Annotated in this window: 11 protein-coding genes and 1 pseudogene; 6 read left to right on the top strand and 6 right to left on the bottom strand. The window is 61.4% G+C overall.

Features of this window, described 5'->3' with window-relative positions; all coding sequences use genetic code 11:
* Positions 1-11 precede the first annotated feature (11 nt).
* The gene (locus G9463_RS03235; RefSeq protein ID WP_165895944.1) at positions 12-2,486 is read left to right on the top strand and encodes a bacterio-opsin activator domain-containing protein; all 2,475 of its coding nucleotides are present in this window, start codon (positions 12-14) and stop codon (positions 2,484-2,486) included.
* A gap of 3 nt (positions 2,487-2,489) precedes the next feature.
* Here the strand turns inward: G9463_RS03235 and G9463_RS03240 are convergent, their stop codons facing one another.
* Positions 2,490-3,215 carry an RNA methyltransferase gene (locus G9463_RS03240; RefSeq protein WP_005535666.1) on the bottom strand — a complete coding sequence of 242 codons (726 nt, stop codon included), beginning with the start codon at positions 3,213-3,215 and terminating at the stop codon, positions 2,490-2,492.
* Positions 3,212-3,736: a hypothetical protein gene (locus tag G9463_RS03245; RefSeq protein WP_004963456.1), complete on the bottom strand. Its 525-nt coding sequence runs from the start codon at positions 3,734-3,736 to the stop codon at positions 3,212-3,214. The genes G9463_RS03240 and G9463_RS03245 overlap by 4 nt, the downstream gene beginning before the upstream one ends.
* A gap of 265 nt (positions 3,737-4,001) precedes the next feature.
* On the opposite strand from G9463_RS03245, the gene G9463_RS03250 reads away from it, so the two are divergent.
* The gene (locus G9463_RS03250; RefSeq protein WP_004518753.1) at positions 4,002-4,961 is read left to right on the top strand and encodes a transcription initiation factor IIB family protein; all 960 of its coding nucleotides are present in this window, start codon (positions 4,002-4,004) and stop codon (positions 4,959-4,961) included.
* A gap of 143 nt (positions 4,962-5,104) precedes the next feature.
* Entirely contained in the window at positions 5,105-5,437 is a 333-nt protein-coding gene (locus tag G9463_RS03255; protein ID WP_007188218.1) for a hypothetical protein, read from the top strand.
* 138 nt (positions 5,438-5,575) lie between these two features.
* Here the strand turns inward: G9463_RS03255 and sop2 are convergent, their stop codons facing one another.
* Together sop2 and G9463_RS03265 are read right to left on the bottom strand one after the other, a co-directional pair.
* A complete protein-coding gene (gene sop2, locus G9463_RS03260; protein ID WP_011222779.1) occupies positions 5,576-6,286 on the bottom strand; it encodes a sensory rhodopsin II in 711 nt (236 codons plus the stop codon).
* Between the two features lie 2 nt (positions 6,287-6,288).
* Positions 6,289-8,490, bottom strand: a complete 2,202-nt coding sequence (locus tag G9463_RS03265; RefSeq protein ID WP_165895949.1) for a methyl-accepting chemotaxis protein — start codon at positions 8,488-8,490, stop codon at positions 6,289-6,291.
* A 397-nt stretch (positions 8,491-8,887) separates the two neighbouring features.
* On the opposite strand from G9463_RS03265, the gene G9463_RS03270 reads away from it, so the two are divergent.
* From G9463_RS03270 to G9463_RS03280, 3 genes are all read left to right on the top strand, one after another.
* On the top strand, positions 8,888-9,844 hold the full coding sequence (locus G9463_RS03270) for an NADPH:quinone reductase (protein WP_165895945.1): 957 nt from the start codon (positions 8,888-8,890) through the stop codon (positions 9,842-9,844).
* Between the two features lie 95 nt (positions 9,845-9,939).
* Positions 9,940-10,650 carry an SDR family oxidoreductase gene (locus G9463_RS03275; RefSeq protein ID WP_165895946.1) on the top strand — a complete coding sequence of 237 codons (711 nt, stop codon included), beginning with the start codon at positions 9,940-9,942 and terminating at the stop codon, positions 10,648-10,650.
* Positions 10,651-10,873: 223 nt separating this feature from the next.
* Positions 10,874-12,211 carry a sodium-dependent transporter gene (locus G9463_RS03280; RefSeq protein ID WP_004963472.1) on the top strand — a complete coding sequence of 446 codons (1,338 nt, stop codon included), beginning with the start codon at positions 10,874-10,876 and terminating at the stop codon, positions 12,209-12,211.
* 134 nt (positions 12,212-12,345) lie between these two features.
* Here G9463_RS03280 and G9463_RS03285 read toward each other — a convergent pair whose 3' ends face one another.
* Both G9463_RS03285 and G9463_RS03290 read right to left on the bottom strand, forming a co-directional pair.
* Positions 12,346-12,561, bottom strand: a complete 216-nt coding sequence (locus G9463_RS03285) for a hypothetical protein (RefSeq protein ID WP_011222774.1) — start codon at positions 12,559-12,561, stop codon at positions 12,346-12,348.
* A gap of 121 nt (positions 12,562-12,682) precedes the next feature.
* A pseudogene (locus tag G9463_RS03290) lies at positions 12,683-12,879 on the bottom strand (EamA/RhaT family transporter); the annotation flags it as partial.

Genomic DNA, 12,879 nt, shown 5'->3' on the forward strand with positions numbered 1-12,879 from the left:
ACACTGAACGCATGGTCCCGAGTGTCATGGATGGCCACGATGTTCCCGCTCTGTACGGGCCAGCCATCGATACACTACCCCTCATGTTTGCGATCGTAGATGCGTCCGGGGTGATTCTCTCGACGAACGAGACATGGAGCGAGTTCGGCCGGGCAAACGGAACAGAGGTGACACCGAATACGCTCGGCGTGAACTACCTCGGTGTCGCTGACATGGCTGACGACACGACTGGGCAACAGGCAGCCGAGGGGATCAGGGCCGTCCTCGCCGGCGAGCAATCCTCGTTCGAACTCGAATACCCGTGTCACACCCAGTCAGCGAAGCGGTGGTTCCGGTTGTACGCTGCTCCGTTCACCATTGATGGGGAGACATTCGCATCTATCGCACATATCGACATCACGGCCCGGAAGCAACGGGAGTCGGTGCTCGAAGCGGCCTACGACATCTGCACCGACTCAAGCCGGACGTTCACAGAACAGCTCAACGCGCTGTTAGAGCTCGGCTGTGAGACGCTCGGTTCGTCGTTTGGGACGCTCTCTCGGGTCCACGGCGACGAGTACGTGTTCGAGGCAGTCACTGCACCGACGACTGCCGACCTCGAAGCCGGCCGAACGACCAGCATCGAGGACCTCCCGAACTGCAGACACGTCGTCGAACACCGCGAACCGCTCGCGATCAGGGACGTTGAGGCGGACGCGCCGGACCTCGCTGACCCGGAGTGGGGCATTGTGAACTACATCGGCGCGCCCGTCGTCGTCGATGGAGCCGTGTACGGGACGTTCTGCTTCTACGGACTGGAGCCGCGCACAGCGGAGTTCACGCAGTGGGACCTGACGTTCGTCCGGTTGCTCTCCGACTGGGCCGGCTACGAACTCGAACGACAGCGCCACTCGGAACAGCGGGACGCGTTGAACACTGCTTTTCCCGACCCCAGTTTCATTATCGACGCGGAAGGGCGATTTCTCGACTGTCTGACCGACCCGGAGACGATGCTGACGGTAGACGATACGGACACGCTTGTCGGCCAGACGCTACACGAGTTCTTCCCTCACGATACCGCTGATTCGCTACTGGCGGCCGTTCGTGCAGCCCTGCGGACCGGGTCGTTCCAGTCCGTGGAGTACAAACTGCAGGTACCCAGTGACAAGCGGTGGTTCGAGGCACGGGTCGCACCGCTGGAAAGTCGCGCGTACGACCCCGACACTGTCATTTTCGTCGCGCGAGATATCACCGATCATAAGCACCGCCAGACCGAGCTCGAACGACAGCGTGACAAGCTCAAGCAGGCACAGCGGCTCAACGTGCTGGGCAGAGAGATCGCGAAGGCGTTACAGGACACACAGACACGTGAGGGAATCGAATCGGCAGTGTGTGCACATCTCACTGAATCGGACCTGTACCAGGCCGTCTGGACCGGGAGCCGCGGGAGTGCCACGAGCATAACACTGGGTGCCGCTGCTGGGATAGACACGGCGACGTCGGAGCAGCTTTCGTCCGGCGAGCACAGCCTCGCCATCGACGCCATCGACACCGGTGAGGTACAGGTCGTCGAGGACATCGCCAGCGTGTCGACGCCTTCGGACACCAAGATCGACCGCCCACTAATCGAAGACCATTGCTCCGTCGCGGCAGTTCCCCTGACAACTGGCGAGACTACCTACGGCGTACTGATCGTGTACGCATCGACTGGAGCGACGATTGGCTGCCGTGAGTCGGACATCCTGGCTGATCTGGGGCGACTTATCGCGCTTTCTATTCAGCGCGTCCACAGTCAGCAGTCATTGCTGGCGGCGACGACCGTCGAACTGGAGTTCCTGACGCCGGATTCCGACGATATCTTCGCCGGCCTCTCCGCGATGCTCGACTGTTCATTCACGCTCGAACGGCGCGTTCCGATCAGCTCCGGGAACTGTATCCACTATGTTCGCGCCAAGGGTGTGGACAGTGACCGGGTGTGTCAGGCGCTCACTGAGACGCCGTCAGTCGAGTCCTGTGCCGTCGTGGAAACGGCGGCGGAGAACCGAGCGCCCCTGTTCGAAGTCACGCTTGATGAGATATCCACATCGCCGCTTGACACGCTCGCAGATTACGGCGGGGCCGTTCAGCAGGCCGTCGCAGCGGACGGCGATCTGCGGTTCACAGCGGAGATGGCGCCGGATATCAACGTCCGTGCCGTTGTTGAGGCGATTCAGGAGGGAACGCCCGGGACAGAACTACGGAGCAAGCAGTACGTCGACCAGCCGGTCTCGACGGCCACTGACTTCCAGACGCGGATACGCGACCGGCTAACGCCGAAACAGGCCGCCGCGCTCAAGACTGCCTATGCACGCGGCTACTACGACTGGCCGCGAGGGAGCTCCGCGGAGGAACTGGCTGCGACACTCGACATTTCCGCGCCGACCTTGCACTACCGGTTGCGGAAGGCCCACGACGCCGTCATCGGTTCGCTGTTCGACTCCGACACTGGGTCTGAAAAGCTCGACTGACCCTCAGTCGTCTTCGGCACGCTCGATTCGCTGTCGGGCTTGCCGAAACAGACCGCGAAGCGTCTTCGTCTCCCGGCCGGTCGGTTGCGCACGCCCGAGCACCCGCCGGAACAGCCGCCGGGCCTTGTGTTGTTTCTCTTCGGGGTGACCGATAGCACCGAGGAATCGGTCAAACTCCTCGTGTAGGCCCTCGACCGCCGGCGTCTCGGCGAGCGTATGCAGCTCCTCGGGGTGCTGGGTCTCGGCAACAGTTAGCTCACGCAGTTCATAGAGAACGATTGTAGCCGCCTGGCCGAGGTTCAACACCGGATACGACGCGCTGGCCGGGATAGAGCAGATGACGTCCAGCCGTGCGAGTTCGTCGTTCGAGAGCCCGACCCGTTCGCGGCCGAAGACGACGCAGATATCGCCCTCGACGTCCCGGAGCGAGTCGGCCAGGTCGGCCGGTGTCGTCGCCGGATACCGGACGTGGTTGGCGGGGTCCTCGTTCGTCGTCGCCGTGCAGGCGACGGTGTGGTAGTTCTCGACGATGTCGTCGAACGTCACCGTCCGGGCGTTCGGCAGGATGTCGTCACGGGCCTGGCCAGCAAAGCCATACGCTTCGCCGTCTGGGTCTAGCTCCGGCGGGTCGACGAGCAGCAGTTCCGACAGGCCGAAGTTCTTCATCGACCGGGCGATGGTGCCGACGTTGCCCGGCGTCTCCGCGTCGACGACGGCGACCGATATCATACGTCCAGGTCGCTGAGGTCCATATCGATTGTGTCGAGGTCCTCCTCGTCCATCTGCTCGACTTCCTCTTCGAGTCCCGGAATCGCTTCGTCCCTGTCGGGGGCCTCTGGCAGCGCTGTCGGGTCTTCATCGACGTGTTCAAGACCGACGTACCCCTCCGGGGCGCGGTTCCCGTCAAGGAACCACTCGTGGAAGGCCGAGGCCAGGTCAGTATCACCGGCGTAGGCCTCGCCGCCTTCCTCACGGAACCAGTAGATGAAGTCCGTCTCGTGGTCCGAACAGACGACTACCTCGCCCATCGGCTCGCCGTAGATAGCATCCGCGACGTTGCACTGTTCGATGTCTTCGTCGCCGTGAATAAGCCAGCAGGCGTCACAGGGGTCGACAACCCGTTCTGCAAGCACCAGTAACCGCTGGCGAGTTTCCGGCTCCATGGTCTTGAGCGGGCGGACCCGCCCGTCCGACCCAAGCACGTCCTCGTTGAAGCGCCAGCCCCGAAGCCCGATATTGACCTTGCTCATACCTCAAAGTGGGTGAGTCCCGGACTAAAAGAGCGCGATATGCGGGGCGAACAGTGTCGGCCCGTCCGCGCTCCACCGTCATCGCGGAGTGAGAACGAGGTGTGCCAGCCGATTACACCCATCGCTTGCTCGAAACATAGACAGCTCTAGGTAAATTTAACATGATTGTTCCATTTAGGATTCACAGACCGCGTCCAAACCAGGCAAAACTGTCGGACTCGCCCAAACATTTATACGTGATTGGCTTTTCTCCGTAAAAGAACACATGGAACGGCCGACGCGCCAGCGGGATTCTGAACAGGAGGAACGCGAGGAGGAGTCCGAGAGCACGGGCCAGCAGACCTGCCCCGAGTGTGAGTCGGAGTCCATATCTAGCGACGGCGGTGGTGAACTCGTCTGCGAGGACTGTGGCCTCGTCATCGAGGACGAGAACATCGACCGCGGGCCGGAGTGGCGGGCGTTCAATCACTCCGAACGCCAGTCCAAGTCACGCGTCGGAGCCCCCACGACCCAGACGATGCACGACAAGGGGCTGACCACACAGATCGACTGGAAGGACAAGGACGCCTACGGTCGGTCACTCTCCTCGGAGAAGCGGAGTCAGATGCACCGCCTTCGAAAGTGGCAGGAGCGCATCCGAACCAAGGACGCCGGCGAACGGAACCTGCAGTTCGCACTGTCGGAGATCGACCGCATGGCGAGCGCACTCGGTGTCCCCCGGTCGGTCCGGGAAGTCGCCTCGGTCATCTATCGACGGGCGCTCAACGAGGACCTCATCCGCGGTCGCTCCATCGAGGGCGTCGCCACCGCCTGCCTGTATGCGGCCTGTCGACAGGAAGGCATCCCCCGCAGTCTAGAGGAAGTTTCGGATGTCTCCCGGGTCGAACAGAAGGAGATCGGCCGGACGTATCGCTACGTCGCTCAGGAACTCGAACTGAAGATGGAACCGGTCGACCCCAAGCAGTACGTCCCGCGGTTTGCCTCCGAACTGGAACTTTCTGAGGAAGTCCAGTCGAAGGCCAACGAAATCATCGACACCACCGCCGAGCAAGGGCTGCTCTCGGGGAAATCACCCACTGGCTACGCCGCCGCAGCCATCTACGCCGCTTCGCTGCTGTGTAACGAAAAGAAGACCCAGCGCGAGGTCGCTGACGTGGCTCAGGTGACAGAAGTCACCATCCGGAACCGGTATCAGGAGCAGATCGAAGCGATGGGCATCCACTGACTGGCGCGCTTCTCTTTATTCGATACCCTCGCTGTCCGCCGTTCACTTCAGTCACTGTCAGCTATAGCATAGCGTGGGCGGTCGGTACAGGATTGGTAACAAGCAACGTGTAGAGCTATCTGTCTGGGCAGCGAACTAGCGGTATGTCTGTTTCCCCCTCACAGAAACGGGTCGCACTTCTCGTCATCGGACTGGTGGTCCTCTTTGCACCCGCGCTGTTTGTCCTCGCCACCCTTGAGTTTCTCATCCTGTCCGGCAACCTCGCGCTCAACGAAATTTCGCTCCTCGAATTCGTCGAACTGTATCTTATCGATCTTGTGTTATTCGTCCTGCTCGGGTATGGCGTCTACCGGCTGACGTTCTGGCTGATCCAAGATCAGCTTCCAGACGCACTCGATACCGTGGACGGGACTGAAGCGGCCGGCGCGACTGACGAGACAGAGACCACTGGGACTGCCAGTGAAGAGCAGTCCTGACTGGCCGTTGAGTGTCGTCGTATATGCGTGTAGTGCCTCATACAAAAGTGGACTTCACAGCAACGAAGGTCGCTCCCTGCGAACGGCTCCTTTCGTCGCCGTTCGCATTTTCGAGGGGCGCGCTTCGCTTGCCCCTCGCTAGTCCCCTGCAACCGCTGTCGGCTCCTCGGCGGTCTCCCCGGCTGAGCCGAGGTCGATCATCGCCAGCAAGGCAATGACGCCGAAGCCGACTTTCGTGACCACGTCGAGGTAAACGACCACGAGCGTCGCGGTCTCGACATCCATGAGGCCCACTCCTGCCGCACCGAGTAGCCAGACGACCGGATACACAAGCCAGAGGACGACAACGAAGTTCCGGAGTGTGCGGTACAGGCTGACCTCTATGTCGGACAGGGTCGACTTCGCAGCCACTGCGATGTTCCGGTAGAGGAGATAGATGACGCCGCCGAACAGCGCTCCACCGACTGCGAACAACGCGTAGCTAACCGGTGATGGAGTGACCGCGCCGGCGAATCCGAAGACGATAGTCAACGCCTGCAGGACGACGAGTTTCACCGTGTCCTCCCGGCTTGCGCCAGCGAGCAGCGCCAGGAACCAGACGTTGAGCGGCGTCGTTAACAGCCAGTCGACGTAACGGACCACGTACACCGCGTGCCCCTCGCTCTGTATCGACCCGAAGCCAAGCGCCATCAGCGCGTAGGCAACGATGGCGATACCCGGAATCGCGATCAGCAGCAGATACCGCTTCCGCGTCTCTTCGGGGACAAGCGTGTAGCCGTACGCCAGCACCGCCGTCCCGAGCAGTTCACCCAGTAATCCCAGCGTGAACCAGGTTGTTATCGTTGCCATTGTTAGTCATCCCCCACAGCGGCCGTGCTGTCGGTGCCCGTCCCGGCGGAGTTTTCGACAGTGAAGCGGTCCAGTAGCGATTCGAGATCGTCAGCACGCTGCCTGAGTTCCGTCGCGGAGTCAGACACTTCTTCGATGGACGCGGACTGGTCCTGTGCCGCGCCGGCCACGGTGTCCGCCTCCGTCGCCGTCTGCTGACTGATCGTCGTCAAGTCGTCGATAGTCCCCATCACGTCCTGTGCGGTCCGGGCCTGTTCCTCGGTCGCCCGGTCGATCTCCTGAATGCCGGTGTCGACCTCTTCGGTGTACTCGACGATGGTCTCCAGTGCGTCGACGGTCTCCTCGACCGTCGAGACGCCTTCAGTGATTCGGGTGCTGGTCGATTCCATCGTCTCGACGGTGTCGCCGGCCTGCTCCTGAATGGCCTCGATGCGCCCTTCGATGTCAGCGGCGGCCTCTTTGGTCTCCTCTGCGAGGCCCTTGATCTCGTCTGCGACGACAGCGAACCCTTCACCGTCACCGTCAGCGTGGGCGGCCTCGATAGAGGCGTTCAGCGCCAGCATATTCGTCTGCTCAACGATACTCGTAATGACGCCGACAATCTCACCGATTTCGTCGAGTTCATCGTCGAGCGCGTTGATCTCTTCGACGGTCTCGCCGGTCTCGGCCTCGATAGCGCTCATCTCCGTAATAGCTTCCTGTGCGGCTTCGCGGCCGTCCTCGCCAACTTTAGCGGCCGACTGGGACGTGTCGGCGACCTGCTGGGCAGAGGAGGCGACTTGCTGTGCGGTCGCCGAAAGGTTCTGCATCTCTGCGGCCGCCGATTCAAGGCCTTCGTTTTGCTCGGTCGTCCCCTCGAAGATCTCGTTGATCGACTTCGACACCTGCTTGCTGGCCCGGTCGACCCGCTCCGCGTTCGAGTTGACACGGTCGCTGGACTGGATGACGTTCGTCGCGAACGCTTTCATATCGGCGATTGTGTCTTCGAGCGCATCGAGCGTCGTGTTGATGTCCTCGCCGACCTCCGCCATTGCGTCGTTCATGCTGTCCGTTTCCACCCGTGCGGTGAGGTCGCCGTTGGCGGCTGCGTCGAGGGCGTCGCTGTACTGCTGTGCCTTGAGTTCGAGGTGGCCGGTCAGCGCCTCCATCTCGTTGCGTTCGGATTCGACATCCTCACGGGCAGCCTGTGCCTGCTCTTTGGCCGCCTCGGCTTCCTGCTTGGCAGTTTCGGCTTCAGATATCTGTGTCCGGAGGTTTGCCCGCATATTATCGAAGGCAGCGTACAGTGTTCCAAACTCGTCTTCCCGGGACGTATCGAGGTCGACATCCAGCTCACCGTCGGCCATCGCTTCAGCCTTTACCGAAAGCCGCCGCAGCGAAGCAATCGTGTTTCCGCCGATCGTGACCCCGATGAGTCCAAGGTTGACGACGGCAAGCAGGATGAGACCAATGAGGTCAGAGTTGATCTGATCGCTCAGGGCGTATGCGGCCTCCCGGTTGGAGTGGACCATAACGACCCAGTCGTGTGATTCGAGACGGGTCAGCCCCATCAACATACTGTCTGTTTCGTGGAACATTCTCTGTCCGGGTTCGAGCGTGCCCAGCGGGTCCGATTCCATCTGGGAAATCGGTGCTGTCGACCCGATCATCGAGTGGTTGGGGTGTGAGACGAACTCCCCGTCGGTGTTGACAACCGTGGTAAATGACCCTTCGCGGTGGCTCGATATCTGATCGGCCTTCTTCCGGAGGTCGATCATGTACACGAGCGCTCTGTCTTCGTCCCCGGGAACCGGCGAAACGACGGCAACTATCGGGTGGTCAACGACTGAGACGGAGAACGGCTCCGTCACGTGCGTGTCGTCGGGGCCGTCGAACTGTGGCGGGTCCGTAGCGAACGGTGCCCCTTGCTCGGCAGCGTTGACCTCGATGAAGTCCTGATTCGAACTGGCGCGAATCTCGCTTGTCTCGGTGTCAAAGTAGTGTACTGCGACGACACCGGGCGGTAGTTCCTCGTTGGACCGTAACTCCTCCAGTCGTTGCTGTTTCTCCGTGTCCGTTCCGTCGGTGAACACGGGAAGTCGCGACGTCGACCGGACGTTCCGACGCGATGTCGTCAGCCAGTCGTCTAACTGTACTGCCTGTGTCTCTGACAGCGCGGTGATGTCGTCCGCCACGTCTTCTTCGAGAGTGGCGGACGCCTGCACGCTTGTCAGGACTCCAGCAGCGATAATAACAAGTATCGCGAATGAAAGCGCCACCCCGAGCCTGGCAGCGTAACTGCCAGCAATAAAGCTCGGGAGCGGCGAGTCCCTATTTGAATCCATCACGCAATTCTACACAAACCTGCTAATAAAGGGTTGCTACGCAATTCTCACTGATGATAAGCACCACAACCGACTGTAGAAATCCGTCGCCTCGGAACGGCTACCGGTGGAACGTTCTATTGCTCTACTGATATACCTCACAGTCGCAGAGATGGGCACCGGCCCCACCCGTTCGCTGCCGGCGGTTTCGCTGCACGTACCGCGATATGAAAACCATATCAGAAGCCGATCGGACTGTGGGGAAAGGTTTTGCCGATACCGCCTGACGCATACTGCAATGCGTGCTGTACGATTCCACGAATATGGCGGGACGGACGTGCTCCGCGTCGACGACATCGAACGACCAACGCCAGGTCCAGAGGAGGTCCTGCTCGAAGTCGAGGCAGCGGCGGTCAATCCGGTCGATACGTACTTCCGGACCGGCGACTACGAACCGGGCGAACTGCCCTGGATACCCGGCTCCGACTGTGCCGGGACCGTCGCCGCGACCGGCGAGCGCGTGGCTTCCGTCACCGAAGGCGACCGGGCGTTCGCAACCGGGCTGGGCAACTGGCTCCAGGGAACCTGCGCGGAGTACGTCACCGTTCCGGAGTCGCATCTGGCACAGCTCCCCGAGGGAGTGTCCGCCGAGGCGGGGGCGGCCGTCGCGCTCGTCGGCGTCACCGCCTGGCAGACGCTCGTCGACGCCTGCTCGCTGGAGCCGGCCGAACGGGCGCTGATTCACGGCGGGAGCGGCGGCGTGGGCCACGTTGCGGTCCAGTTGGCTGCGGCGAACGGAGCGCGGGTGACGACGACGGCGTCACCGGCCTACCACAACCAACTGGCCGACCTCGGTGCGGACGACGTGCTCGACTACAGTCGGGACGACCTCGCCGACGCGGTGGTTGACGCCGGCGCACCGGACGTGATTCTCGACCACCGGCTCGACGACTATCTCGCGTTCGACGCTGAAGTTGCCGCCCAGAGCGCGCGGATCGCCGCCATCGGGAACACCGACCTCGCGGCGACGTTCGAGAACGTCCCGCGCTGCCGGGCTAAGGCCCTCAGCGTCCACCACGTCTCGATGTTCAACACGCCCGAGTTCGGCGCGGTGCTTTCCCGACTGGCAACGCTCATGGCCGACGACGAACTGACGGCGGTCGTCGCCCGCCGCTACGACCTTGCAGAGGTCCCGGCGGCTCACGACGACGTGCGCAACGACAGCTTCCTCGGCAAACTCGTCGTCACGCCGTAGTCCGACCGGCACTACCGCCTATCGTCGGTCCACAGACTCGACCCTCGGGTTTCTTGAGATGGGCTTTTATATTACTACTATCCATTGACAGTTGTATGTCAACCGAGTATAATTTCGACGGTAAGATAGTACTGATCACGGGCGTTGGCGGGGCGCTGGGCAGTGCGGTCGCAAACGCCTTTCTCAAGGCCGGGGCGACCGTCTGTGGTAGTGACATCGTCGAACCGAACACCGAGGATTTCCTGCTTTCCGACCCCGAACGCGTGGACTTCTACCGGGCGGACTTCAGCGACGAGAACGACGTCGCCGAGACCATCGACGCGGTCGTCGACGAGCACGGGCGACTGGACTACTTGCTGAACATCGCCGGAACGTGGCGCGGCGACACACCGATCCACGAGACGGATGCGGCCACGTTCGATTTCCTGTTCGACGTGAACCTGAAGACGATGTTTCTGGCGTCGAAACACGCGATTCCACACTTGCGGGCTAGCGAGGGCGCAATCGTCTCCGTCTCCGCGCGGTCGTCGCTGGAGGGCGGTGCAGGCGACGGCCTCTACCGAGCGTCGAAAGCCGGCGTCCGACTGCTAACGGAGACCATCGCGGCGGAGAACCTCGGGTCCGTGCGAGCCAACGCCGTCATGCCCAGCGTCATCGACACCCCGATGAACCGGGAGATGATGCCCGACGCTGATTTCGAGACGTGGGTCGACCCGAAAGATATCGCCGACGTACTGTTGTTCCTCTGTTCTGACGCCGCAGCCGTGACCAGCGGAGCGGCAGTACCGGTGTACGGCGAGGTCTGACGTTGGTGGCTGTATCTGGCCCGCCTGCCGCCCGGCCTTAGCCCCACGTTTCTCGTCGTCACGTATCCGCACTGTCAGGAACCGGCGGCAAGGGGGTATCAGTGCTGATGTCTCGGCTGTTGTTTGGCTTCGAGAGTTATGTGTTTGTCCTGACATTACGGCGGAGTATTGCGAATCGGAATCACTGTGGTTTTTATACCCCAAAAGAATATGCCGCATCACAATGAGTGACAGAGAAACGTGGGCCTCACGGCTCGGGTTCCTTCTCGCAGCGATTGGTAGCGCAGTCGGTCTCGGAAACATCTGGCAGTTCCCGTTCAAGACCGCGACAAACGGCGGCGCAGTGTTCCTCGTCTTTTACCTCGTCGCCGTGTTGCTCATCGGCTTTCCGGCAATGCTGGCAGAGTTCATCATCGGACGGCGAACGAACCGTAATGCCGTCGACGCGTTTGCAGAACTCGGATTCAAGCAGTGGCGGGTCGTCGGTGGCCTAGGCGTCTTTACGGGATTCTGGATCCTCTCGTATTACAACGTCGTCGGCGGGTGGGTCATGCGATATATCCTCGGTAGCGCAACGGGCGCATACTTCGGAAACTCCGCGGAGTACTTCGGAGCCATCGCCAGTGGGCCGGAAGCTGTCGTCGGACAGGCACTGTTCCTGCTGATCTGTGTCGGTATCGTCGCAGTGGGTGTCGAGGACGGTATCGAGAAGGCGACGAAGGTGATGGTCCCCAGCATCGTTCTCCTCATGATCGGGATGGCGGCCTGGGTTACCACGCTTGAGGGAGCAGGGGCTGGCTACAGCTACTTCCTCTCACCGGACTTCTCCACGCTGGCGGCGAACGCTGGCGACCTGATTCCGTTCGCAGTTGGACAGGCGTTTTTCACCCTCTCGCTGGGGATGGCAGCCATGATTACCTACTCCTCGTACATCGGTGACGACGAGAGCCTCCCGGTGGATGGTGGCATCATTGTCGTGACGAACACGCTCGTTGGTGTGCTGGCCGGGCTGGTCGTGTTCCCGATTCTCTTCGCCATCAACGTCAGCCCCGACACCAGCGGTCCGTCGGCCATCTTCGTCGCGATGGCGTCGGCGTTCCCACAGCTCCCCGGAGGTCGACTCCTCGGTGTCGTGTTCTTCGGCGTTGTCCTCATCGCTGCAATTTCCTCCGCCATTAGCCTCCTCGAGGTTGCAGTCTCCTACGGCGTCGACAACACGTCATACTCACGAGTGTCTCTGGCGGCGATGCTCGGAGTTGTGCTGTTCGTTCTCGGATTCCCGTCAGCCTGGGACCTAGCGTGGTTCGGCTGGTTCGACACGCTCGCGTACAAGCTGTTCCTCCCGCTGTCAGTGCTGCTCATCCTGGTGTTCGTCGGCTGGGTGCTCTCCTCCAACGCAGTTGCCGAGCTCCGACAGGGGACGGGTGGGCTCCGGGCATTTGGTCCGACCTGGCTCTGGATGGTCCGAACGGTAGTTATCCTCGGCGTGCTCCTGACGCTGGCCCTCGGCCTGCAGACGCTGTTCCTCGCTGAGGACCCCGCGATCATCCCGCCAATATAACCGACGCACAGCCTCGGTTTCCCGCGGACCTTCTTCGCGACGGTTTGTAGTGACCGCCCGGTGTATCCGGTCGTCGCGAGATGTTTTTTTCCAGCCGTAGCAGCCTAGCCACGTGCAGAAGGGCGGCATGTCGCTCACGAACTGCGCAGGCGTAGATACACGCCACCGAAGAGACAGACCGTTGCCACCAGCAATAGACCACCGCTCAGCACGTCTCTGAGGACCCCGGAAACACCGGGATGCTCGATAAGTCCGAAGGTCCCCTCAAACGCTATCGACTGAAACACTAGCGCCAGTCCGCCTATCGGTATCAACAGTTGTCGACTGCGTGTATTTTCACCGACAGTCATGCCCGTTGGGATACATGACGGTGGAGTGAATACTTTGCTGAATCTCTGTGGCCGGCGGGCTCAGTGTACTCCCTATCCTAAGTGAGGTCGAAACAGGCATATGACACCCTAACGGCCTATCTCAGTCGGACTCGAACCCACGCTGTTCGTCCGCAATGCCGAGACTTTCGGACACAGTGTCACCCTCGTCGGTAGTAGCCGGGAGCAGTGCCCGGATGTCGACCGACTCGCTGCCCAGTACTACGAACCCCGTGAAGATAGTCAGGAAGCCCGCCACTGCGGTCGGGGTGATTGCCTCACCGAGCAAGGCCCACCCGC

The organism is Haloarcula sp. JP-Z28 (assembly GCF_011440255.1).
Classification (GTDB): domain Archaea; phylum Halobacteriota; class Halobacteria; order Halobacteriales; family Haloarculaceae; genus Haloarcula; species Haloarcula marismortui.

Bases quoted from the DNA above. Each gene is read 5' to 3' on its own strand.
- G9463_RS03285 (WP_011222774.1), bottom strand. From the start codon at position 12,561: ATGACTGTCGGTGAAAATACACGCAGTCGACAACTGTTGATACCGATA.
- G9463_RS03255 (WP_007188218.1), top strand. From the start codon at position 5,105: ATGTCTGTTTCCCCCTCACAGAAACGGGTCGCACTTCTCGTCATCGGA.
- G9463_RS03270 (WP_165895945.1), top strand. From the start codon at position 8,888: ATGCGTGCTGTACGATTCCACGAATATGGCGGGACGGACGTGCTCCGC.
- G9463_RS03245 (WP_004963456.1), bottom strand. From the start codon at position 3,736: ATGAGCAAGGTCAATATCGGGCTTCGGGGCTGGCGCTTCAACGAGGAC.
- sop2 (WP_011222779.1), bottom strand. From the start codon at position 6,286: ATGGCAACGATAACAACCTGGTTCACGCTGGGATTACTGGGTGAACTG.
- G9463_RS03275 (WP_165895946.1), top strand. From the start codon at position 9,940: ATGTCAACCGAGTATAATTTCGACGGTAAGATAGTACTGATCACGGGC.
- G9463_RS03280 (WP_004963472.1), top strand. From the start codon at position 10,874: ATGAGTGACAGAGAAACGTGGGCCTCACGGCTCGGGTTCCTTCTCGCA.
- G9463_RS03235 (WP_165895944.1), top strand. From the start codon at position 12: ATGGTCCCGAGTGTCATGGATGGCCACGATGTTCCCGCTCTGTACGGG.
- G9463_RS03250 (WP_004518753.1), top strand. From the start codon at position 4,002: ATGGAACGGCCGACGCGCCAGCGGGATTCTGAACAGGAGGAACGCGAG.
- G9463_RS03240 (WP_005535666.1), bottom strand. From the start codon at position 3,215: ATGATATCGGTCGCCGTCGTCGACGCGGAGACGCCGGGCAACGTCGGC.